This is a genomic window from Pandoraea faecigallinarum (assembly GCF_001029105.3).
Taxonomy (GTDB): Bacteria; Pseudomonadota; Gammaproteobacteria; order Burkholderiales; family Burkholderiaceae; genus Pandoraea; species Pandoraea faecigallinarum.
In genome coordinates this window covers 3309105-3332862 of record NZ_CP011807.3, presented here as the reverse complement: position 1 = coordinate 3332862, position 23758 = coordinate 3309105, and the positions used below count along the sequence as shown (strand labels likewise).

Here is a 23758-nt window from a genome sequence, read left to right as displayed (position 1 = left end):
TCCCGGCATCAAGCCTGTCGTGGCGCAGGCACTGTCGGCGTCAGGAAACGATGGGCCAGCGTGTGATAGAACGATGGCGCTATCGTTCGGGAGACCTGCGTCGCGAGCAGGGCGACAGCCATGAGCGGAATCACCATCTGATGACCGTCGATCATCTCCATGACGATCACGAAGGAAGTGATCGGCGACTGTGTCACGGCCGCTAAATACCCGACCATGCAAAGCGCGGCCATTGCCGGCAGGGGCACCACCGACGTGATGTGGGCCATGACGTTGCCCAGTCCCGCGCCAATGGCCAGCGACGGCGCAAAAATGCCGCCCGGAATCCCCGACAGGTAAGACACGGACAACGCCGCGAACTTCAGCACGGCGTATAACAGGGAGAGGGCCGCGTGCGATTCGAGCAGGCCGCGCGCTTCCGCGTAGCCGCTGCCGAATGTCGTGCCGCCGGAGGCGATTCCGATTGCCGCAATCGCAAGCCCGCACACAAAGGCGAATCGTACAGGATGGGCGCGACGCATATTGACCAGCGGCGCAGGCATCCATCGCGGTACGTTGAGCATCAGCCAGCCGAACGCGCCGCCCGCAACACCGGTGAGCACGCTGGCTGCAATGAGTACGGGAACGAGCGTCCAATGAAAGTCGCTGATCGCCCTGATCTGCCCGAAGTACAGGTAGTTGCCTTGCAATCCGAGCGCGACGATTCCCGAGAAGATGATCGCGGTGATGAGCGTGCCGCTGTTGCGGGCAACGAAACTGCGGCTCAGTTCCTCGATAGCGAATACCACGCCCGCGAGCGGCGTGTTGAACGCGGCGGCGAGGCCCGCCGCAGCGCCCGCCAGCGTCAGTTGACGCTCGATATGCGCGCTGCTGCGCCGATAACCACGTCGCATGGCGTACATGAGCGACGCGCCGATCTGTACGGTCGGGCCCTCGCGACCAATGGTGAATCCGCACAGAATGCCGAGAAACGAGACGGCGATCTTCCCGGACATGATGCGCAGCGTGAGCAGCGATTTCGACAGACGGGAGTCCTGAAGCGTTGCGATGACCTGCGGAATCCCGCTGCCCTCGGCGCCGCGGAAGAACGTCTGCGTCAGCCAGATTGCCAGCGCGGCCCCCAGCGGCGTGACGATCAGTGGCAGCCAGACACCATGCGAGAGCAAACGCTGGAACAACTCGAAACCGAAGTCCACGAGCTTGGCATAAGCCACGGAAACCAGCCCGACCAGCACGGCCCCGAGCCAGAACACGCCGTAGTTGTGCCAAAGGCGGCGCGAGCGGCGCATTCCCCGCTGTGTCAGCCGGGCCGACAACGGTGCGGCAGGCAGGGAGGGCGGCAAGGACGACGGAGGCGACGGAGGCGGCGAGCCAGAGGAGGCCGGGGTATTCGGTGGGATGTCAGACACGGAATCGTGAGCGAAATTTGCAAGACATCGGCCGATTATACGCCCCACCCCAAGTGGGCCTGGTCCGGCTGAGTCTCGGAATTTACCGAATATGCAGTGCGTCATGAGTTCATTTAAGATATTCGAATTCGCTGAAGAACGATCATGAACGAGCCCATATTCTGTCCCCGCTGTGCCTCTCCCCTCGATTCGCGCGACGTCGCAGGGCGTATCCGCCGCGCCTGTCCCGATGATGCCTGCGGTTTCGTCCACTGGGACAATCCGCTGCCGGTGGTGGCCGGTCTGGTCGAGTATCGTGGCCAGATACTGCTGGCGCGTAACGCAGCCTGGACCGAAGGCATGTTCGCGCTCATCACGGGCTTTCTGGAGCGGGACGAGACGCCCGAAGACGGCATTCGCCGCGAGATCAAGGAAGAAACGAATCTCGATACCGGCGCGATTTCGCTACTCGGCGTCTACGAATTCATGCGCAAGAACGAACTGATCATCGCGTACCACGCGGTTTGCGATGGCGACATTCGTCTGTCCGAAGAGTTGGCCGAGTTCCGTCTGGTTGCGCCTCATCAGGTGCGTCCGTGGCGTGCCGGTACGGGGCACGCCGTAGCGGAATGGTTGCGACGGCGCAATCTGCCGGTCGAGTACGTCGAATCTGCGCGTCTGTCGATCGCCGGCTGACGGCGTGACGTGTCGACTACGGTAGAATCGCGTTTCGTGTGGTAATCGCCGGAGCGACTCCGGCAAACGATTCGAACGAGACCGAAGAGAGGGACACAAGCATGGAATTCCAGAAAGAAGTCGACGCGAGCGGCCTGAATTGCCCGCTGCCGATCCTGCGTGCGAAGAAGGCGCTGGCCGAAATGCAAAGCGGTGAAGTGCTGCATATCATTGCGACCGACCCGGGTTCCGGACGCGACTTCAACGCGTTCGCCAAGCAGACCGGCAACGAACTGCTGGAAACGCGCGAGGAAGGCAAGACGTTCCACTTCTGGATGCGCCGTCGCTGATCGCGACGCGGCCCCGCTGCCGGGCGCGGCCGATAACAGTCGACCATGACTCGTCACGGCGCACCGCCTCCAGCCATCGCGAACAATAGCGAACGCGCGGCACGGCGGGAACCACAGGCACAAAAAACCGACGGACATGCCGTCGGTTTTTTATTTCCAACGCTGCGCTGCCGGATGTCCGGCATGCGACACGGGACCGGACTTACGTCAGATCGCCGTGCACCTCTTTTTGCAGGTATTCGCGGAAGGCGTCCTTGAGCTCGGGGTGGCGCAAGGCGAACTCCACCGTCGCCTTCAGATAACCCAGCTTGCTGCCGCAGTCGAAGCGCTTGCCGTCGTAGCGATACGCCAGCACGGCTTCAACCTGCATAAGCTTCTGGATGGCATCGGTGAGCTGAATCTCGCCGCCCGAACCCGGATCGATCTTGCGAATGCAGTCGAAAATGAGCGGACGCAGCACGTAACGGCCGACCACCCCGAGATTCGACGGCGCATTTTCCGGCGCCGGCTTCTCCACGATGTCCGTCAGCTTGACAATGGCTTTCTCGCCCCAGTCGGCCCCCTTGACGATACCGTACGAGCGGCTTTGCTCGATGTTGATCTCTTCCACGCCAATGATCGAGTTGTGATATTGGTTGTACAGATCGACCATCTGCTTGAGCACCGGCGGCCGGCCGTCGAGCAAGTCGTCCGCGAGGATGACCGCAAACGGTTCGTCGCCCACGAGCTTCTCCGCGCACAACACCGCGTGTCCGAGACCCAGCGCTTTGGGCTGGCGGACATAGAAACAATCGATGTGCGCCGGTTTGATGGAGTGAACGACGTCGAGCAACGCCTGCTTGTTCTTCGCTTCGAGTTCGGCTTCAAGCTCGAACGCCGTGTCGAAGTGATCTTCGATGGCGCGCTTGTTGCGGCCTGTCACGAAAATCATCTCCGTGATGCCGGCAGCGGCCGCTTCTTCCACTGCATACTGAATCAGCGGCTTGTCCACGACCGGCAGCATTTCTTTCGGGCTCGCCTTGGTCGCCGGCAGGAACCGGGTGCCGAGGCCCGCGACGGGGAACACGGCTTTCGTCACAACGGTTTTCATTGATTTCTCCCTGATGGATATAGAGGGGTCTCAGACAGGCAGGCGGGCGAGCTGTGCCTGCAATTTACCGAGAACCGCTTCGAAGTCGACCAGTCGTTGCTTCTCAAGTTCCACCACGTTGGCGGGCGCGCGTGCCACAAAGCTCTCATTGGACAGCTTGCCGTGGCATTTCGCGATCTCGCCTTCGAGCCGTTTGACTTCCTTGCCGAGGCGCTCGCGCTCGGCGGCGACGTCGATTTCCACCTTCAGCGCCAGCTTGTTCGGACCCACGACGGCCAGCGGTGCCCCTGCGGCCTGCGCGTCGAGCGTCGCCTCGTCCGCCAGCACCTGCACTTCGGAGAGCTTCGCCAGCGTTTGCAGGTACGGTGCGATGGAGGTGAGGAACGGCACATCGCCCGCGACCAGCAGTGGCACGCGTTGCGCCGGCGACAGGTTCATTTCGCCGCGCAGGTTACGGCAGGCATCCACCGCAGCCTTCAACTGCTGCATCCAGGCTTCGTCGCCCTCGTCGATCTTGCTGGTATCGGCGACCGGGTACGGCTGCACCATGATACTGGCTTCGCCGGGCGCCTTGTCCGCCGGATAGCGGCCGGCCAGCGGGGCCACCTTCTGCCACAGCGCTTCGGTGATGAACGGAATGATCGGGTGTGCCAGGCGCAGTACCGTTTCGAGCACGCGCAGCAGCGTGCGGCGCGTAGCGCGTTTCTGGGCCGGCGTGCCGTTCTGGATCTGCCACTTCGCCAGTTCGACGTACCAGTCGCAGTACTCGTCCCACACGAACTTGTATAGCGCGCTGGCGATGTTGTCGAAGCGGTAATCGGCGAAGCCCCTGGCGACATCGGCCTCCACGCGCTGGAGCAGCGACACGATCCAGCGGTCGGCGCGCGAGAAGTCGAGATGGCCGTCCGGGCCGCAATCACCCACGCACGGCGCTAGACCGCAATCCTGGCCTTCGCAGTTCATCAGCACGAAGCGCGTGGCGTTCCACAGCTTGTTGCAGAAGTTGCGATAGCCTTCGCAACGCGCCAGATCGAAGTTGATGTTGCGACCCAGCGTGGCCATCGAGGCGAAAGTGAAGCGCAGCGCATCGGTGCCATACGGCGCGATGCCGTCCGGGAATTCCTTGCGGGTCTTCTTCTCGATGCTGGCGGCCTGCTTCGGGTTCATCAGCCCGGTGGTGCGCTTGGCGACCAGCGCTTCGAGCGACACACCGTCGACGATGTCGATCGGATCGAGCGTGTTGCCCTTCGACTTAGACATCTTCTGACCTTCGGCGTCGCGCACGAGGCCGTGCATGTACACCGTCCTGAAAGGCACCTTGCCAGTGAAGTGCGTGGTCATCATGACCATGCGCGCCACCCAGAAGAAGATGATGTCGAAGCCGGATACGAGCACCGACGATGGCAGAAAATGCTTCAGTTCCGGCGTCTCTTGCGGCCAGCCGAGCGAGGAGAACGGCACCAGCGCCGACGAGAACCACGTGTCGAGCACGTCTTCGTCGCGCTTGAGCGTGCCGGTCGAACCGGCGGCGCGCGCCTTCTCGATGGCTTCCGCTTCCGTGCGGGCAACGAAGACGTTGCCGGCGTCGTCGTACCAGGCGGGAATTTGATGGCCCCACCAGAGCTGACGCGAAATGCACCAATCCTGAATGTTCTCGAGCCATTGGTTGTAAGTCGTGCTCCAGTTTTCCGGGACGAACTTGATCTCGCCGCTGCGCACGACGTCGAGCGCGGTTTCCGTGATCGACTTGCCGGGATGGAAGGTGCCTTCGGGCGCCGGCTTGCTCATCGCGACGAACCATTGGTCCGTGAGCATCGGTTCGATGACCGTGCCGGTGCGGTCGCTGCGCGGCACCATGAGCTTGTGCGGCTTGACCGATTCGAGCAGGCCGAGCGCGTCCAGATCGGCCACGATTTGCTTGCGCGCGTCGAAACGATCGAGGCCGCGGTATTTTTCCGGAGCGTTTTCGTTGATCTTCGCGTCGAGCGTGAGAATGTTGATCTGCGGCAGGTTGTGGCGCTGACCGACGGCGTAGTCGTTGAAGTCGTGTGCCGGCGTGACCTTCACCACACCCGTACCGAATTCGAGATCGACGTAATCGTCGGCGATGATCGGAATTTCACGATCGGCCAGCGGCAGCATGGCCGTCCTGCCGATCAGATGCTTGTAGCGCTCGTCTTCCGGATGCACCATCAGCGCGGTGTCGCCGAGCATCGTTTCCGGGCGCGTGGTCGCGACGGTGAGCGTGCCCGAGCCATCGGTCAGCGGATAGCGGATGTGCCACAGCGAACCTTCCTCTTCCTCGCTCACCACTTCCAGATCGGACACGGCGGTGAGCAGGACGGATTCCCAGTTCACGAGGCGCTTGCCCCGATAGATCAGGCCCTGCTCGTAGAGCGTGACGAACACGTCGCGCACCGCACGGGACATCTTTTCGTCCATCGTGAAGTACTCGCGGCTCCAATCGATGGACGCCCCGAGACGGCGTACCTGACGGGTGATCGTGCTGCCCGACTGCTCCTTCCACTCCCAGACGCGCTCGACGAACTTCTCGCGGCCGAGGTCGTGGCGCGAGACCTTCTGCGCGTCCAGTTGACGCTCGACGACGATCTGCGTGGCGATGCCCGCATGGTCGGTGCCCGGCACCCAGAGGGTATTGGCGCCCTTCATGCGGTGATAGCGCGTCAGGCCGTCCATGATCGTCTGGTTGAACGCGTGGCCCATATGCAGCGTGCCGGTGACGTTCGGCGGCGGCAACTGGATGCTGAAATCTTCGCGGGCGTCGTCGAAGGTCGGCCGGGCATAGCCGCGGCGCTCCCATTCGGGGCCCCAGTGGGCTTCGACGTCCTGCGGCTCGAAGCTCTTGGCAAGCGTATTGTCGCTGTCGCTCATGGATTGATGGACCGTGTAATGCGTGAAACCCTGAATTATAAAAGATTCGGTGCCATTTCCGCGCCGCAGCAGGATTTATAATCGGGCTTCACTCGAAATTCACATCCGACATGCCCGATCTGCTCGCCAACCTGAACCCCGAACAACTGGCCGCCGTCACGCTTCCCGACGAGCCGGCCCTCATTCTCGCGGGCGCGGGTTCCGGCAAGACGCGTGTGCTCACGACCCGTATCGCCTGGCTGATCCAGCAGGGACACGTCGGCCCGGCGGGCATTCTGGCGGTGACCTTTACCAACAAGGCGGCCAAGGAAATGCAGGCCCGTCTGGGTGCGATGCTTCCGGTCAGCACGCGCGCCATGTGGATCGGCACGTTCCACGGGCTGTGCAACCGTATGCTGCGCGCGCATTTCCGGGACGCCGGGCTGCCGCAGGGTTTTCAGATCCTTGACCAGTCCGACCAGCTTTCCGCCATCAAACGCATGATGAAGGCGGCGAATGTGGACGACGAGAAGTTTCCGCCCAAGAATCTCCAGTATTTCATCAACAACGCCAAGGAACAGGGTCTGCGGCCCCATGAGGTCGAGGCCAACGACGCGTTCAACCAGAAGTTCGTGGAGCTTTACGCGAGCTATCAGGAGCAATGCCAGCGCGAAGGGGTGGTCGACTTCGCCGAACTGCTGCTGCGCTGCTTCGAACTGCTCAAACATAACGAACCGCTGCGAGCGCACTACCAGTCACGCTTTCGCCACATCCTCGTCGACGAGTTCCAGGACACCAACAAACTCCAGTACGCGTGGCTCAAAATGCTCGCCGGCTCGCAAGGGGCGGTGTTTGCCGTGGGCGACGACGATCAGAGCATCTACGCGTTTCGTGGCGCCAACGTCGGCAATATGGCTGACTTCGAGCGCGAATTCCGCGTTCGCCACCTCATCAAGCTGGAGCAGAACTACCGCTCACACGGCAATATTCTCGATGCGGCCAATGCGCTGATTTCGAACAATGCCCGGCGTCTGGGCAAGAACCTGCGCACGGACGCGGGACACGGCGAGCCGATTCGCGTGTACGAGGCGGCCACCGATCTGCAAGAGGCGAGCTGGCTCGTGGAGGAGATCAAGGCACTGGTCGCGCAAGGGCTGTCGCGTCAGGACGTCGCCATCCTTTACCGCAGCAATGCGCAGTCGCGCGTCATGGAGCATGCGCTGGTGGGGGCGGGCATTGCGTACCGCGTGTACGGCGGTCTGCGCTTTTTCGAGCGTCAGGAAGTCAAGCATGCGCTCGCCTATCTGCGTCTGATCGAGAATCCGAACGACGATACGGCGTTCGCGCGCGTCGTCAATTTCCCCACGCGGGGCATCGGCGCGCGTTCGCTGGAGCAACTCGCCGACGCGGCGCGCCTGTACAACTGTTCGATGTACGCCGCCGTGCCTTACATGACGGGCAAGGCGGGCACGAATCTGCTGGCGTTCGTGCGGATGATCGAGCAGATGCGGCACGACACGGAGCGGTTGACGTTGCCGGAAGTCGTTACGCACGTGATCGACGCGAGCGGCCTCATTGCACATTACCAGACCGAGAAGGAAGGTCAGGATCGCATCGAGAACTTGCAGGAACTCGTGCATGCGGCGACGGCGTTCATCGCCGAAGAGGGGTATGGACTCGACGCCCCGGCGCGGCTGATTGCAACGCGCCCGGCGCTGCCCGGGGCGCCGGACATGCTCGTCTCGCCCGATGGGGTGGTGGACGCCGATACGCCGGTCGAGATGACGCCGTTGGCGGGCTTCCTGTCGCACGCGTCGCTCGAAGCCGGGGACAATCAGGCCGAGGCCGGGCAGGACGCCGTGCAGTTGATGACGGTGCACGCGGCAAAGGGGCTCGAATTCACGGCGGTGTTCGTCACCGGCCTCGAAGAAGGACTGTTCCCGCACGAAAACAGCGCGATGGAGCTTGATGGACTTGAAGAGGAGCGACGTCTGATGTACGTGGCGATTACGCGCGCCAAGGAGCGTCTGTACCTGTCGTTCACCCAGAGCCGCATGCTGCATGGCCAGACGCGCTACAACTTGCGCTCACGATTCTTCGACGAAATTCCCGAGGAAGTGCTGAAGTTCCTGACACCGCGAGCGCAGCCGGGCGCGCGTCTGGCTCAGGCGGAACCGGCATGGGGGCGCGATTGGTTTGCCCGTGCGCAGGTAAGCGCACCGAAGGATGAATGGGCGGCGACGAAGTCGGAAAAGGCGCTGGCAGATCGTTCGCGTGCGTCGGAGACCGGATTCAAGCTGGGGCAGGGCGTTTTCCACACCAAGTTCGGCGAAGGCAAGATCATCGGACTCGAAGGCACGGGCGATGAAGCCCGCGCGCACGTGAAGTTCGGTCGTCACGGTGAAAAGTGGCTGGCGCTGGCCGTTGCGAAACTGCAGCCGATCGAGTGATGCAACGCTGCAGCGTCGGTCGATACGCCAACGCCGCGGCGGTTGCGCAAGCCGTTTGGCTATGAAAAAAGGGCACCTTCGGGTGCCCCCAGATTGCTGACAAACCCTCGCCAAGTGCGAGGGTTTTGTTTTTTAATAGCAGGATGCTAAAGATCCCGACGCCCACGCAGCACGAACTCGAGATGGTGACGCTCGAGGAACTCGTGCCGAAGGACCACCTGCTGCGCCAGATCGAGGCGGCGGTGGATTTCGAATTCATCCGCGAAAAGGTCGCGCACCTGTACTGCGCAGACAACGGTCGTCCGGCGCTCGATCCGGTGGTGATGTTCAAGCTGCTGTTCATCGGCTACCTGTTTGGGGTGCGCAGTGAGCGGCAGTTGATGCGCGAGGTCCAGGTCAACGTCGCCTATCGGTGGTTCGCCCGGTTTCGGCTGACCGACAAGGTGCCGGATGCGTCGACGTTCTCGCAGAATCGCCGCCGACGCTTCACGGACACGACGGTGTATCAGGAAATCTTCGACGAGATCGTGCGCCAGGCGATGGGCCGTGGTCTGGTCGATGGCCGTGTGCTGTACACCGACAGCACGCACCTGAAGGCCAATGCGAACAAGAACAAGTTCGACGTGGTAAAGCTGGAACAGACGCCTGCGGCCTATCTGGAGAAGCTCAATGCGGCAGTGGATGCGGACCGGGCCGCGCATGGCAAGAAGCCGCTGAATCGGGACGACGATGAGCCGCCGTCGAGCAAGGACACCAAGATTAGCCGGACCGATCCGGACAGCGGCTACATGGTGCGGGACGACAAGCCGAAGGGCTTCTTCTATCTGGACCACCGCACGGTGGACGCCAAGCACGCGATCATTACCGATACGCATGTGACGCCGGCCTCGGTGCACGACAGCCAGCCGTATCTGGAGCGGCTGGATCGACAGCGCGAGCGCTTTGAGTTCAAGGTGGAAGCGGTGGGGCTGGATGCTGGCTACTTCACGCCAGCGGTGTGCCAGGGGCTGGAGGAGCGGGAGATTGCCGGGGTGATGGGCTATCGCACGCCGAACCACAAGCCGGGGCTGTTCTACAAACGGCAGTTCCAGTACGACGCGTACCGCAACGAGTACGTGTGCCCGCAGGGACAGGCGCTGCCGTACAGCACGACTAACCGGCTCGGCTATCGAGAATACAAATCCGATGCTCGGATATGCCGGTGCTGCCCGGTACGAGCACAGTGCACGAACAGTGCCAACGCGGTGAAGGTGGTGACGCGCCACGTCTGGGAGCGCGCCAAGCAGCGGGTGGACGCGAGGCGGCTGAGCGAGTGGGGGCGACGCATTTACGCGCGGCGCAAGGAGACGGTGGAACGCAGCTTTGCCGATGCCAAGCAACTGCATGGGCATCGCTATGCGCGCATGCGCGGGCTGCGCAAGGTGGCCGAGCAGTGCTTGTTGGCTGCGGCGGCGCAGAACATCAAGAAAATTGCGATGCTGGTGGCGCGCCTACGGGCGCGTTTAGGCGAGCGTTCGTCCCTTTGGCGCCCGTTTCGGTGGCTCACGAGCGTCCTGAGGGCTTGTCTCTCAATGTGCGCGCCCTTACGCTGCCCATTCGCCCTTGCCTAAAAGATAAAACCCCTCGCTCCGAAAAACGAGGGGTTCGTCAGCAATCTGAGGGCACCTTCGGGTGCCCCCCCTTACGCTGTACCGCTGCACGTGCCGATGTGCCGCCCTACGCCTCGTCGGGCGGTGCGACGTTCGGATCGATGGCGCCGATCTCCTGTACGCCGAAACAGCCGCGATAGCTCGCATAGAACGAACAGTAGACGATGGCGGCAAAGAGCAGCGACAGCGGCCAGAGCAGCAGCATCGCGTATTGGAAGATGCCAAGCACCGCCATGATGACCATGAGAAGCAGCGACGACACCATCGCGAGCAGCATCACGCACAGGCCATAGACGACGAACGCACGGAAGTTGCGGGTGCACGCCGTCCAACTGAAAAAGATCGCCTTGACCGGCGTAATGTCGTGCCACGCCACGAGCACCGGTGCAAACCAGAACAGCATGGCCACCGGGATATACGCGATCGCGAACGCCATGGCCGCGACGATTCCGGCAGTGCCGTTCATGACTTCGTCGCGATTCACGTTGCCGTCGAACAGCAGCTTGTTGATCAGTTCGCTGCCATTGAACAGCGACGACACCAGATACGCGACGACCGTTGCCCCCATGTAACAAGCACCGAGAATCAGCAGGCGGCGCGCGACTTCCTTGCCGTGCCCGCGAAAACCGTCGAGCAGCACTTGAGGCAGCACCTGTTTGTTCTTGATGATGTCGCGGCAGGCAGCCATGAACCCCACCGACAGGCCCGGGACAAGCACCAGCGAGATGAGTCCGCCAACGACCGGCACGAAGGAGACCACCAACGTGCCGAACAGATAGGCGAACAGCAGGCTCATGATGGCGAGCGGATTCTTGCGGAACAGCCAGATGCCCTGGCGCAGCCACACATAACCACTCTTCGGCGGGACTTCAAGCAATTGCATAGGGTTCGAATGACTCCGAGGGGGCGTCGGGTTACAGCCAGGGAATGGAAACGGCTTCGATGCGTTTGCGCAGGATTCGTTCGAAATGCCCGGGGTCGTGCGGCTTGAGCATTTCGGCTGCGCGCGGCAAATGAAAATCATACAGGCGCGACACCCAGAATCGCAGCGCGCCCGCGCGCAGCATGTCGCGCCAGTGCGACGCTTCGATGGCCGTCAGCGGGCGAACCGTCTCGTAGGCACGCAGCATCGCATGCACACGGGCATCGTCCAGTTCGCCGCTCACGAGGTCGCAGCACCAGTCGTTGACCGTCACGGCGAGATCGAAAAGCCACTTGTCGCAGCCGGCGAAGTAAAAGTCGAAGAAACCGCCCAGGCGCGGCGCGCCGTCTTCGGCCGTGTCGAACAGCACATTGTCGCGGAACAGGTCGCAATGGCACGGACCGGCCTGCATCGCCCGGTAGTCGTCGGAGGCGAAAAACGCTTCCTGATGCGCCATCTCGCTTTCCAGCAGCGTGCGCTCCGCGTCGCTCAGGAAGGGCAGTACCGCGGGCGTGGCCTCGCGCCACCACGTCAGGCTGCGCAGATTGGCCTGCTCCAGCGTGAAGTCGCGTCCGGCCAGATGCATGCGTGCGAGCATCGCACCGACGTGGGCACAGTGTTCGGGCGTGGGCGCGAGTTCCGAGCGGCCGGCGAGCTTGGTGACGATGGTCGCCGGCTTGCCGTTGAGCTCACCCAGAATTCGGCCTGTGCGATCCGGAACCGGATCGGGAACCGGCACGCTGTGATGAGCAAGGTGCCCCATCAATTGCAGATAAAACGGCAACTGCGTGGCCGTGAGCTTCTCGAACAGCGTGAGCACAAACTCGCCGCGCTCGGTCGTCAGGAAGTAATTGGTGTTCTCGATACCCGAGCTGATACCACGGAAATCCAGAACTTTCCCCAAATCGTAGCTTTGCAGCCACTGCTCAAGCTGCTCGGGCGAGACGGAAGTAAAAACGGCCATGCGTGCGTTGAGTGGATAAGACTCAGACAAACGGCCCGCGCATGTGCAGCGGGCCGCTGGTCGAGACAGACAGGAAGCGGCGCGCCGCAAACCGGCGCGCGAATGCGTCAGATTACCAGAGACGTCAGAACTTCAGTCCGACGGACGGCAGGCGGTCGTTTTGCGACGTGTTGTCACGGGCGCGCGGCGAGTTGTCCGGCGGGGTGGTCAACTGGTAGTTGGTGCCGAAGCGGGAATGGACGTCGATCTCCGTAGGCTTGCCGCGATCGCGGTACTCGGTCACGGTCGTACCCTGGTCGTTCACGTAGTAGCTCGGTTTGCGTTCCTGATTGACGTCGACCGACTGGGTGCTCGTCGCGGCCGCACGGGCGTCCGCCTCGCGTTTGGCGGCTTGCGCCGCAGTCTCCTTGCCATCCTGGGCAAAAGCCTGACCGGCGAGCAGCACGCCGGCGCCGATCAGCAGGGGCAGGGCACGGGAAAAGCGCGTTTTCATCATTATTCTCCGAGAGCGGGAACGCATCTGTGACGTGCGAGGCATGCCGGGCCGGCGCAGCGGGTTCCAATGCCTCCATTCTATCAAACGCGCCCCGCTTCGCATTGTGGAATCGCGTTGAATGCACCGCGGTGACTTGCGTGCGCGGCCATGACGTCTGTCCGGAACTGCCCTCACGGCAGCGCAGCCATTCGAAATATGAAGTTACGCAGGGGTAGACCGTAACGGCGCGGTATCTATATTTCCCGTCGTTATAAAGAAATCACAAAAAGGTCGTTTTCATCGATGTCGTGCTCTGGCATTCTCGCAAATTGTCTCAATGGGTGGCCACGGGCCACCCATCTGCATTCTGGAGTCTGAACGTCATGTCGTCTTCCGCCGCTTCGGCCGCCGTCAAATCGGCATCCCCATCCCCCTCGTCCTATAACGCCCGGCCGCTGACGGTCGCGTTGGTGCTCATCTTCATCGGCATTGCGTATCTGCAAGCGACGGTCGGGCCCCGGCAGGCGGCGCTCGCAGGTGTCGGTGCGTTGCTCGGTGTTGCGCTCTATCACGCCGCGTTCGGCTTCACCTCGGCCTGGCGCGTCTTCATTGCGGATCGCCGCGGCGCGGGCCTGCGTGCGCAGATGGTGATGCTCGCCGTCGGAGTCGCGTTGTTTTTCCCGGCACTGGCGGACGGGATGCTGTTCGGCAACAAGGTCGTCGGTCTGGTCTCGCCCGTGGGTGTGTCGGTGGCGTTCGGCGCCTTCATGTTCGGTATCGGCATGCAGCTTGGCGGCGGATGCGCGTCGGGCACGCTTTACACGGCGGGCGGAGGCAATACGCGCATGATCGTCACGCTCGCGGCTTTCATCGTCGGCTCGGTAGTGGCCACCGCCCATCTTCCGTGGTGGGAATCGCTGCCGCACATCAAGCCTGTCTCGTTGGTCAAGGTCTGGGGGTTGTGGCCTGCGCTGATCGCCAATCTCGCGCTGTTCGCCGCCATCGGCGGGTTCACGTTGTGGGCGGAGAAGCGTCGCCATGGCCGTGTTGTCGGGGTTCCGATGACACGCAGCGCCAAGGGCACCCCGGCGCTGCTGCGCGGCCCTTGGCCGTTGCTGTGGGGCGCGCTCGCGCTCGTGCTGCTCAATTACGCGACGCTGGCGCTGGCCGGGCGTCCGTGGGGCGTAACGTCGGCGTTTGCGCTGTGGGGCGCCAAGGCGTTCATGGCATTAGGGATCGACGTTGCCTCGTGGCCGTACTGGGCCAAGCAGGCTAATGTGCTCAACGCGCCGATTTCGCGGGACGTGACGACTGTCATGGACCTCGGCATCATTCTGGGCGCGCTGGTCGCCGCCTCCCTGGCGGGCAAGTTCGCGCCGGTGTGGAAGATTCCCGCGCGTTCGCTGATCGCGGCGGTCGTGGGCGGCTTGCTGCTCGGCTACGGCGCACGTCTGGCGTACGGCTGCAATATCGGCGCGTACTTCAGCGGCATCATCTCCGGCAGCCTGCATGGCTGGCTGTGGCTGGTGGCGGCGTTCTTCGGCAACGTGTTCGGCACGCGACTGCGTCCGTTCTTCGGTCTGGAAGTCGAGACTACCCCGCGCGAAAGCGGCTGCTGAGTCGCTGGCACGCGCTTGACGGCCGCCAAGGTATCGACGTGTCGAGGGCGGGCGCACGGATGACCGTCCGTCAACGAAAACCGGCGCTTGCGATCAACTCGCAGCGCCGGTTTTGACTTGGGCGAAACCGTTCGCGACGGTGCGCGACGGCAATTACAGATAGAACATCTTTTCGCTGGTTTCGGTCTCGGGTTCGATGTGGCCGTCGTAGAACGCGAACACCGCCTTGAGGATCTCGTCCGGATCGTCGATCACCTGCACGAGGTCGAGATCCTTTTCGCTGATGAGACCCATCGGCAGCATCGACGTGCGCACCCAGTCGAGCAGGCCCTTCCAGAATTCGGAGCCCACGAGAATCACCGGTACGTGACGGGACTTCTGTGTCTGGATGAGCGTGAGTACTTCGGACAACTCATCGAGCGTGCCGAAGCCGCCGGGCATGATGACGAAGGCGTCCGAGTTCTTCACGAACGTGACCTTGCGCGTGAAGAAGTGACGGAAGCGCAGCGAAATATCCTGCCACTGATTGCCTTTTTGCTCGTGCGGGAGTTCGATGTTCAGACCGACGGTAGGCGACGCGCCGCCGTGCGCACCCTTGTTTGCGGCTTCCATGATGCCGGGGCCGCCGCCCGAGATGACCGCAAAGCCATTGTCCGAGAATTTGCGGGCGATGGTCATCGTCAGTTTGTAGAACGGCGATTTCGGTTTGATGCGCGCGCTTCCGTAGATGCTCACGGCCGGGCGGATCTCGGACAGGTACTCGGTTGCCTCGATGAACTCTGCCATAATCGTGAACATCTGCCACGACGCGCGCGCCTTCTTGGCGGTGGCGCGCTCATGGTCTGCCAACATGCGCAGACTCGGTATTTCTTTTCTTCTCTTGGTCATATGTCGGAACAGCAAAGTCTGGAAGGTAAGACGCTCTTATTGGTCGATGGTTCGAGTTACCTCTATCGAGCCTATCACGCCCTGCCGGATTTGCGCGGCCCCAGCGGCGAACCCACCGGCGCGCTGCACGGCATCGTCAATATGCTGCGCCGCATGCGTAAAGACGTTCACGCAGAGTACAGCGCTTGCGTTTTCGATGCAAAGGGCAAGACCTTTCGCGACGACTGGTATCCGCAGTACAAGGCCAATCGCCCGTCGATGCCGGAGGATCTGCGCGCGCAGATCGAACCGATTCACGAAGCGGTGCGCGCGATGGGCTGGCCCTTGTTGATGATCGATGGCGTGGAGGCCGACGACGTGATCGGCACGCTGGCCAGACAGGCGGCGCAGCGAGGCATGCGCGTGGTCGTCTCGACCGGCGACAAGGACCTTGCGCAACTCGTGAACGATCGCGTGACGCTGGTTAACACGATGACCAACGAAACGCTCGACGCCGCCGCTGTTACCGCGAAATTCGGCGTGCCGCCCGAGCGCATCGTCGATTACCTGACGCTGGTGGGCGACACCGTCGACAACGTGCCAGGCGTCGAAAAATGCGGGCCGAAGACGGCCGTCAAATGGCTCACGCAATACGGCGATCTGGACAACCTCCTGGCGAATGCCGCGCAAGTGAAGGGCGCCGTCGGCGATAACCTGCGCCGCGCGCTCGACTGGCTGCCGATGGGGCGCAAGCTCGTGACGGTGGCGCTCGACTGCGATCTCGCGCCACAGGTCACCTCCATCGAGGCGAGCCTGCAAACGCAGCCTGAAGACGCCGAAGTCCTGCGTGACTTCTTCTCGCGCCACGGCTTCAAGACGCTGCTTCGCGAAGCGGAAGCCGCCGTTGCCTCGCAGGCCGGCGAACCAGCGCCCGCGCCGGTGGCCGACACCATCGAGCGTCAGTACGATGCGGTGCTCACATGGGAGCAGTTCGATGCGTGGCTCAAGACTGTCGAAGCCGCCGAACTGACGGCGTTCGATACGGAAACCACGTCGCTCGACGCGATGCAGGCGCAACTCGTCGGCCTCTCGTTTTCCTGTGAGCCGGGGCGCGCCGCATACATTCCCGTCGCGCACCGTGCACCGGGCGAAGTGGAGCAGTTGCCGCGCGACGAAGTGCTGGCGCGCCTGAAGCACTGGCTCGAGAGCCCGGATCACAAGAAGGTCGGACAGAACCTCAAGTACGATGCGCACGTGCTCGAGAACTACGGCATCAAGCTCGGCGGTATCGCACACGACACGCTGCTGCAATCGTACGTGCTCGAATCGCATCGCAGTCACGATATGGACAGTCTCGCGTCGCGCCATCTCGGTGTGACGACCGTGAAGTACGAAGACGTTTGCGGCAAGGGGGCAAAGCAGATCGGCTTCGACGAAGTCACGATCGAGCGCGCCACCGAATACGCGGCGGAGGATGCCGACATTACGTTGCGTCTGCACCGTGCGCTGTATCCGGACGTCGCCCGTGAAGCCACGCTCGAATTCGTCTATCGCGATATCGAAATGCCGACCGCGCGCGTGCTCCAGCGCATGGAGCGCAATGGCGTGCTGGTGGATGCGGCGCGTCTGGCGGCACAGAGCGACGAGATCGGCCGCAAGCTCGTGACGCTGGAAAACGAGGCGTACACGCTGGCCGGACAGCAGTTCAACCTGAATTCGCCGAAGCAGATCGGCGACATTTTCTTCACGCAACTGCAATTGCCGGTCGTCAAGAAGACCGCGAGCGGAGCGCCGTCGACCGACGAAGAAGTGTTGCAGAAGCTGGCCGAGGACTATCCGCTGCCAAAGGTGTTGCTGGAGTATCGCGGCCTTGCCAAGCTGAAGTCCACGTACACCGACAAACTGCCGAAGATGGTCAATCCGGCGACAGGCCGCGTGCATACGAACTACGCGCAGGCCGTGGCGATCACGGGCCGTCTGGCGTCGAACGATCCGAACTTGCAGAACATTCCCGTGCGTACCGCCGAAGGCCGCCGCATTCGCGAGGCGTTCGTCGCGCCGCCGGGCAGCCAGCTGGTGTCGGCGGATTACTCGCAGATCGAGTTGCGCATCATGGCGCACATCTCGGGAGACGAAAGTCTTCTGCGCGCATTCGCCAACGGCGAGGACATTCACCGTGCGACCGCTGCGGAGATCTTCGCCGTCACCCCGCTTGAAGTCTCCTCGGAGCAGCGCCGCTACGCCAAGGTCATCAATTTCGGCCTGATCTACGGCATGAGCGCGTTCGGGCTCGCGGCAAACCTCGGCATCGAGCGCGACGCAGCCAAGCAGTACATCGACCGGTACTTCATGCGTTATCCGGGCGTGGCGCGTTACATGGATGAGACGCGCAAGAGCGCGAAGGCACGCGGCTACGTCGAGACCGTGTTCGGCCGTCGCCTGTGGCTGCCGGACATCAACGGCGGTAACGGGCCGCGTCGTCAGGCGGCCGAGCGCGCCGCCATCAACGCGCCGATGCAGGGCACGGCCGCCGACCTCATCAAGCTTTCCATGATTGCTGTGCAGCGCTGGCTGGACGACAGCGGCTTGCAGACGCGCCAGATCATGCAGGTGCACGACGAACTGGTGCTCGAAGTGCCGGATCACGAACTCGCGGAGGTGCGCAAGCGTCTGCCGGAACTGATGTGCAGCGTGGCGAAGTTGAAGGTGCCGCTCGTGGCCGAAGTCGGTGTGGGCGAAAATTGGGAGCAGGCGCACTGAAGGTGCGAAGCAAATGCCCAAATGGCGCGCCCGGCACAACACCGGGCAAGTGCCGGGCAGCGTTACGATCAGGATCACGCAATAGCGGAAATAGGGTGGCGGCAATACCCTAAGACCGCACTCTGCGGTAAGGTAATCGATATCGCCGGTCCCGCAGTTGCCGACCGGCCGGACGGTTTTCCGAGCTTGGGGAGTTATCGTGAGTGTGCATCGTATCGTTGTGGTCGGCGGCGGCGCCGGCGGTCTCGAACTGGTTACCCGGCTGGGCGACAAGTACGGGCGTGGCAAGGACGTTCAAATTACGCTGGTCGATCGTTCGCTCTCGCACATCTGGAAACCGTTGCTGCATGAGGTCGCCGCGGGTGTCATGGACACGGCGACGCATCAGCTCTCCTATGTGGCTCAGGCGAACTGGCACCACTTCGAGTTCGCAACGGGCGAGATGATCGGTCTCGATCGCGAAGCCAGGACGATCCGTCTGGCCGCCGTGCCCGCGGCGGCGGACGAGGGCGAGGGCGATTTGCTGCCCGAGCGTACGCTGCCGTACGACACCCTTGTACTCGCCATCGGCAGCACGACCAACTTCTTCGGGGTGCCGGGGGCTCAGGAAAACACCATTGCACTGGATACGGTCGAGCAGGCCGAGCGCTTCCGCCGTCGTCTGATGGCGGCGTGCGTTCGCGCACAGAACGCTGCCGATGCGCCGGTGCAGGCCACGACGTCCGATGCGCCGGGCGGCGCGTTGCTGTCGCCGCCGGGGGCGCAGCGTCACAAAGTGAATCTCGTGATCGTGGGCGCGGGTGCGACGGGCGTGGAGTTGTCGGCGGAGTTACGCAACACGGCGGAGGTGCTGCGCTCGTACGGGCTGAAGCTCGATCCGCGCAAGGATGTGCGTATCACCATCATCGAATCGAGCCCGCGCATTCTGAAGGCGCTGCCCGAGCGCGTGTCGAGCGCTGTCGCCGGCTTGCTCGCGAAGCTCGACGTCGACATTCTGTGCGGCGATTCGGTTGCGCAAGTGCGTCCGAACCAAGTGACGACGACGAACGGAAAGGTATTGCCTGCCGATATTACGGTCTGGTCGGCGGGCATTACCGCGCCGCCGGTGCTGGGTACGCTCGGGCTTGCCGTCAACCGGTTGAATCAGATCGAAGTGCTGCCGACGCTGCAAAGCAAAACCGATCCGGACATATTCGCTTTCGGCGATTGCGCGAGTTGCGAATGGCCGGAGCATGGCTTCGTGCCGCCGCGGGCGCAGGCTGCCCACCAGCAGGCGAGTTTCCTGGTGAAGGCGATCGACGCGCGCCTCAAGGGCCAAACCCTTCCCGCGTTCACTTATCGCGACTTCGGTTCGCTCGTCTCGCTGGGCAAGTTCAGTGCGGTCGGCAACCTGATGGGCGGTCTGATCGGCGGCAGCATGTTCATCGAGGGACTGTTCGCCCGCGTGATGTACACGTCGCTCTATCGCATGCACGTGGCGGCGCTGCATGGGGTCTGGCGCATGATGCTCGATACCGTGGCGAATCGTCTGCGGCGCTCGACCGTGCCGCGGGTGAAGTTGCACTGAGGTATCGGTGCGCCGCCGGCTGCACGGGCGTTTCCCGCTCGCCGGCGGCGGGCCTGTGTCGGCTGCCCGTCGCTGTTGGCGTGCATCATGTGCGCGTCATGCGTGCAATTTCGGAATGGTCCGAGCGTTCTTGCGCATGCGTCCGAATGCATGTGAGCCTCCTCTCTAGTAATATCCGAACGTCCGGCCTCGGTCGGCGGCTCGTCTGGCAGTTTCCCCGACCATTCTCTTACTGACGCTTTCTCCTGGAGTGCGACATGTCGCAAGCGGATCTGGATAGTCTCGTGCCCGAAGTGGCGCCGCGTAACCGGCGCGATTTTCTGAAGACCGCAGTCGGTTCGGCATTTGCCCTGGCGGTGCTGCCGGTGGCTGCCGAAACGATTACCACCGACACGCAGGGGCTGGACGCGGGCGAGCATATGCTCGACGTGCCCGGTATCAAAATGCCGGTGTACTACGCGAAGCCGGCCGGCAAGACGCACTTGCCGACGATCGTCGTCGTCTCCGAAATCTTCGGCGTGCACCAGCATATCGCCGATATCTGCCGACGTTTCGCGAAACTCGGCTATCTCGCTGTGGCGCCGGAATTGTTCGCGCGTGCGGGCGATCCGCAGTCGTTGGGCACCATTGCCGAGATCCAGTCGCAAATCGTCGCGAAAACCCCGGATCGGCAGGTCATGAGCGACATCGATGCCACGGTGAAGTGGGCGGTGGCCAACGGGGGCGACGACGAGCGCCTGGGAATCACGGGCTTTTGCTGGGGGGGACGCGTGACTTGGCTGTACGACGCCCATAATCCGAAGGTGAAGGCGGCCGTGGCGTGGTATGGCCGAATCGTCGGCGACAAGACCGAGAACTTCCCGCGCAATCCGATCGATATCGCGGGCAAGCTGCACGGTCCGTTGCTGGGCTTGTATGGCGGCAAGGACACGGGCATTCCGGTCTCAAGCGTTGAGCAGGCACGTGAAGCGCTGGCCAAGGGCAACGCCGCATCGAAGGCATCGGAACTGAAGGTGTTCCCGAATTCGGGGCACGCGTTCTTCGCCGATTACCGGGCGAGCTATGTCGAGGCCGATGCGAAGGAAGGCTGGGCGCTCGCGCAGGACTGGTTCCGAAAGCATGGCGTTGCCTGAGCGGCCACTGTCCCGGGCGGCCGCCCGGGCGCTTGCGGACATGGCATCTGCGCACCCATTGCGCTCGCCGGGCGCGTGGGTGCCGCTTACGCCGTCGCGTGAGGCGGCCTGACGGTTTGCCTGTCGCGGGAAAAGCTGGTTAAATCGCCGGCTTGCCGGGAGAATCACCATCGACGCCATCTTTCTTTTCATCGTTATCGCCACGCTGGCTTCAGGCGTGCTGAGCCTTTTCGGAGCGGCGTCGTTGTCGCTCGGGCTGCTCTCGAGGCTCATCGACAAGATGGTCAGCTTCTCGGCCGGCGTGCTGCTGGGCACGGCGTTGCTGCATTTGCTGCCGGAGAGTCTGGAGTCGCATGTCGACGCCCACGTCATCACGCGTTGGCTGCTCGGCGGATTGCTCGGCTTCTTCCTGCTGGAAAAGCTGGCGCTGCTGCGTCACAGCCACCACCACGAGGGCGATGGGCATCATCACGAGCATGGCCACGATGCGCACGAGGCGGGCAAGGGCGGGTGGATGATTCTGGTCGGCAGTGCCATCCACAACTTCGCCGACGGTGTCGTGATTGCAGCGGCGTTTCTCACCGATCCGCGCCTCGGCCTGGCGGCCACGGTGTCGATCACGGTGCACGAAGTCGCACATAAGCTCGGCGACTTCATGGTGCTGCTCAACGCAGGCTTCAAGCGGCGCAAGGCGCTGGTGCTGACACTGGCGTCCAGTCTGACGGCGTTGCTCGGCGGTGTGCTCGGGTACTTCATGCTCGACCGTCTCCAAAGCCTGATTCCCTATTTGCTGGCGTTGGCGGCAAGCAGCTTCATCTACATTGCAGTGTCGGATCTGATGCCGCAAATGCAGCGCCGGACGTCGCCGCGCGACGCGCTGCCGCAAATCCTGCTGATCGCCGTCGGACTGGCGTTGGTCGTCTGGCTGAACGGTCACGATCACGAGCATGACCACGGGCACGGTCATGACGAGCACGGCAGTGCGCTTGCGATGCCGGCGCCGTCAGCCCGTGCCACCGTCCTTCCATCTTAGGGCTGGGGGCCGGTCGCCACAGGCCGGCGCTTGTCCGCGCACCATTCGCTCCACGACCCCGGATAGAGGCTTGCGCCGTGCAGACCTGCGACTTCCATCGCCAGCAGGTTGTGGCATGCCGTCACGCCAGAACCGCATTGGGCGATGACGCGCTCAGGCTGACGCTCATGGCCGATGACCCGAGCGAATTCTTCACGAAGCGTGGCGGCGGGCTTGAAGCGGCCGTCGGCACCGAGGTTGTCCTTGAAGAAGCGATTTGCCGCCCCGGGGATATGGCCGCCAATGGGGTCTAGCGTTTCGTTTTCCCCGCGATAGCGATCGGGCGCGCGAGCGTCGATGACGAGCCGCTCGTGCGACGTGAGATTGCGTTCGACGGCAGCGGCATCGGCGGTGGTCGCCAGCGGTTCCCCGGGCGCGAAATCGCCGGGCGGCGGCGCTTCGGGCGGGGCGGCGTCGAGCTTGAATCCGGCGGCTTCCCATGCTTGCAGTCCGCCATCGAGCACAGCTACGGACTCGTGTCCGAGCCAGCGCAGCAACCACCACAGGCGCGCGGCATACATGCCGCCTTGCGCGTCGTAGGCGACGACTTGCTGGCCTTTCGACAGGCCGCATGCCGCGAGGTGACGCACGAGCGCGTCACGGTCAGGCAGCGGATGACGGCCATTCTTGCCCGTCGTTTTTCCGGAAAGATCGCGCTCGAGGTGCGCGTAGAACGCGCCGAAAATATGGCCGTCGACGTAGGCGGCCTCGCCTGCCGCCGGGTTGGCGAGATCGAATCGGCAGTCGAAGATGACCACCGGGGCGCCGCCACCGGCGGCGGTTTGCATCAGCGCATCGAGATTTTGCGGACTGATGAGCGTGGTGAAGTGGGTGTGAATCATGACGTCTCCGCAGACGGGCGTGGGGAATCGTTCGGCGGCGATCAGGCGGAGGGTGACGGCCGGCGAAGTGCGGTCATGCCGCTCGCCACGATGAGCAGCATGCCGATCCAGCCGGCCAGCGCGGGCCAGTCGCCCCACACGAGCATGCTGATCAGTGTAGCGAAGATTACGCCCGAGTATTGGAGATTCGCAGTGACCAGCGTATTGCCGAGGCTGAATGCCCGTGTGAGCGCGGTTTGCGCGATCAGTGCCGCAATCCCGACCCCCAGCATCAGGCCGGCGCCACGCCACGACATGGCGTGCAGGCCCTCGATGGCGACCCATCCCAAGCCCAGCAAAACACCACCGAGCGAAAAATAGAAGACGATGCGCCAGTCCGGCTCGCCAGCAGCCCCCAACTCCTTGACCTGCATGTATGCCACGGCGGAGAACACACCCGAGACGACGCCCGCGATGCCGCCTCCCCACGCCTGACTGTCGATCGTGGGCTGCAATAGCAGTGCAACCCCCACGAATCCCGCGAAAATCGCAGCGACAAGACGGAAGTCCGTACGCAGGCTGCCACGCATCGCTGCCGTTCCCATAACGATCAGGGAAATCCAGATCGGCGACATGTAGTTAAGGGTCATCGCCGTGGAAAGCGGTAATTGCGTGAGGGAGTAGAACCATAGGCCGAGCGACACGACGCCCGCTGCGCTGCGTTTGACGTGTGCGCCAAGGTGACGCGTGCGGATCGACTGGCCGCGCAGGCGGCAGATCGCCAGAAGGACGATCACGCCGATCAGGCTGCGGTAGAGAACGATTTCGCCGGTGTTATAGTCATTTGCCGCCAGTTTGATGAAAAGTCCCATCAACGTAAACATGAAGGCAGAGACCAACATCCAGAGCGATTGCATGGCGAATTGTGGCCGGATAACGGCGGGCAGACGAACAGGCGCGTTTTGTGCTGAACGCGGGCGACTCGTGCAGCACAAAGGGGCAGCGCACGGTCATATCTCAAGCATGGCGACGATTCTAACGAAAACGGCGGGCACTTGGCCCGCCGTTCGGAGAATTTTCGGCAA

17 protein-coding genes and 1 pseudogene are annotated in these 23758 nt (G+C 62.9%); 9 read left to right on the top strand and 9 right to left on the bottom strand.

What is annotated here, in order from left to right:
• Positions 1–11: 11 nt before the first annotated feature.
• Positions 12–1289: pseudogene (locus AB870_RS14555) on the bottom strand (chloride channel protein); the annotation flags it as partial.
• Between the two features lie 264 nt (positions 1290–1553).
• Here AB870_RS14555 and AB870_RS14550 point away from each other — a divergent pair.
• Entirely contained in the window at positions 1554–2084 is a 531-nt protein-coding gene (locus tag AB870_RS14550) for an NUDIX domain-containing protein (protein ID WP_047905268.1), read from the top strand.
• 101 nt (positions 2085–2185) lie between these two features.
• On the top strand, positions 2186–2413 hold the full coding sequence (locus AB870_RS14545) for a sulfurtransferase TusA family protein (RefSeq protein WP_047905267.1): 228 nt from the start codon (positions 2186–2188) through the stop codon (positions 2411–2413).
• Positions 2414–2615: 202 nt separating this feature from the next.
• Here AB870_RS14545 and galU read toward each other — a convergent pair whose 3' ends face one another.
• Complete coding sequence (gene galU, locus AB870_RS14540) at positions 2616–3503, bottom strand: UTP--glucose-1-phosphate uridylyltransferase GalU (protein WP_047905266.1); 888 nt, start codon at positions 3501–3503, stop codon at positions 2616–2618.
• Between the two features lie 30 nt (positions 3504–3533).
• On the bottom strand, positions 3534–6395 hold the full coding sequence (locus AB870_RS14535) for a valine--tRNA ligase (RefSeq protein WP_047905265.1): 2862 nt from the start codon (positions 6393–6395) through the stop codon (positions 3534–3536).
• A gap of 110 nt (positions 6396–6505) precedes the next feature.
• Between AB870_RS14535 and AB870_RS14530 the strand changes: the two genes are divergently transcribed.
• A complete protein-coding gene (locus tag AB870_RS14530) occupies positions 6506–8824 on the top strand; it encodes a UvrD-helicase domain-containing protein (RefSeq protein WP_047905264.1) in 2319 nt (772 codons plus the stop codon).
• Between the two features lie 143 nt (positions 8825–8967).
• Positions 8968–10434: an IS1182 family transposase gene (locus AB870_RS14525; RefSeq protein WP_053059383.1), complete on the top strand. Its 1467-nt coding sequence runs from the start codon at positions 8968–8970 to the stop codon at positions 10432–10434.
• Between the two features lie 106 nt (positions 10435–10540).
• On the opposite strand, the gene AB870_RS14520 is transcribed toward AB870_RS14525, so the two are convergent.
• From AB870_RS14520 to AB870_RS14510, 3 genes are all read right to left on the bottom strand, one after another.
• On the bottom strand, positions 10541–11356 hold the full coding sequence (locus AB870_RS14520) for a BPSS1780 family membrane protein (protein WP_047905262.1): 816 nt from the start codon (positions 11354–11356) through the stop codon (positions 10541–10543).
• Between the two features lie 31 nt (positions 11357–11387).
• Positions 11388–12359 carry a homoserine kinase gene (locus AB870_RS14515; protein ID WP_047905261.1) on the bottom strand — a complete coding sequence of 324 codons (972 nt, stop codon included), beginning with the start codon at positions 12357–12359 and terminating at the stop codon, positions 11388–11390.
• A 124-nt stretch (positions 12360–12483) separates the two neighbouring features.
• A complete protein-coding gene (locus AB870_RS14510; RefSeq protein ID WP_053059382.1) occupies positions 12484–12855 on the bottom strand; it encodes a hypothetical protein in 372 nt (123 codons plus the stop codon).
• 362 nt (positions 12856–13217) lie between these two features.
• On the opposite strand from AB870_RS14510, the gene AB870_RS14505 reads away from it, so the two are divergent.
• The gene (locus tag AB870_RS14505) at positions 13218–14453 is read left to right on the top strand and encodes a YeeE/YedE family protein (protein WP_047905260.1); all 1236 of its coding nucleotides are present in this window, start codon (positions 13218–13220) and stop codon (positions 14451–14453) included.
• Positions 14454–14606: 153 nt separating this feature from the next.
• Here the strand turns inward: AB870_RS14505 and AB870_RS14500 are convergent, their stop codons facing one another.
• Positions 14607–15341, bottom strand: a complete 735-nt coding sequence (locus AB870_RS14500; RefSeq protein WP_047905259.1) for an LOG family protein — start codon at positions 15339–15341, stop codon at positions 14607–14609.
• On the opposite strand from AB870_RS14500, the gene polA reads away from it, so the two are divergent.
• The 4 genes from polA (at position 15342) to AB870_RS14480 (ending at position 21813) form a co-directional block, all read left to right on the top strand.
• Positions 15342–18080, top strand: a complete 2739-nt coding sequence (gene polA / locus AB870_RS14495) for a DNA polymerase I (RefSeq protein WP_047905258.1) — start codon at positions 15342–15344, stop codon at positions 18078–18080. It abuts the gene before it with no gap.
• A gap of 205 nt (positions 18081–18285) precedes the next feature.
• Complete coding sequence (locus AB870_RS14490; RefSeq protein ID WP_047905257.1) at positions 18286–19647, top strand: NAD(P)/FAD-dependent oxidoreductase; 1362 nt, start codon at positions 18286–18288, stop codon at positions 19645–19647.
• Between the two features lie 257 nt (positions 19648–19904).
• A complete protein-coding gene (locus AB870_RS14485) occupies positions 19905–20780 on the top strand; it encodes a dienelactone hydrolase family protein (RefSeq protein ID WP_047905256.1) in 876 nt (291 codons plus the stop codon).
• A gap of 217 nt (positions 20781–20997) precedes the next feature.
• Positions 20998–21813 carry a ZIP family metal transporter gene (locus AB870_RS14480; protein WP_237169949.1) on the top strand — a complete coding sequence of 272 codons (816 nt, stop codon included), beginning with the start codon at positions 20998–21000 and terminating at the stop codon, positions 21811–21813.
• Here the strand turns inward: AB870_RS14480 and AB870_RS14475 are convergent.
• Both AB870_RS14475 and AB870_RS14470 read right to left on the bottom strand, forming a co-directional pair.
• Positions 21810–22694, bottom strand: coding sequence for a sulfurtransferase (locus tag AB870_RS14475; RefSeq protein ID WP_047905254.1), 885 nt, complete (start codon positions 22692–22694; stop codon positions 21810–21812). The two genes, AB870_RS14480 and AB870_RS14475, sit on opposite strands and share 4 nt — an antisense overlap.
• Before the next feature lie 41 nt (positions 22695–22735).
• Positions 22736–23590 (bottom strand): DMT family transporter, encoded by an 855-nt coding sequence (locus AB870_RS14470; protein ID WP_047905253.1) that lies wholly within the window; start codon positions 23588–23590, stop codon positions 22736–22738.
• Positions 23591–23758 lie beyond the last annotated feature (168 nt).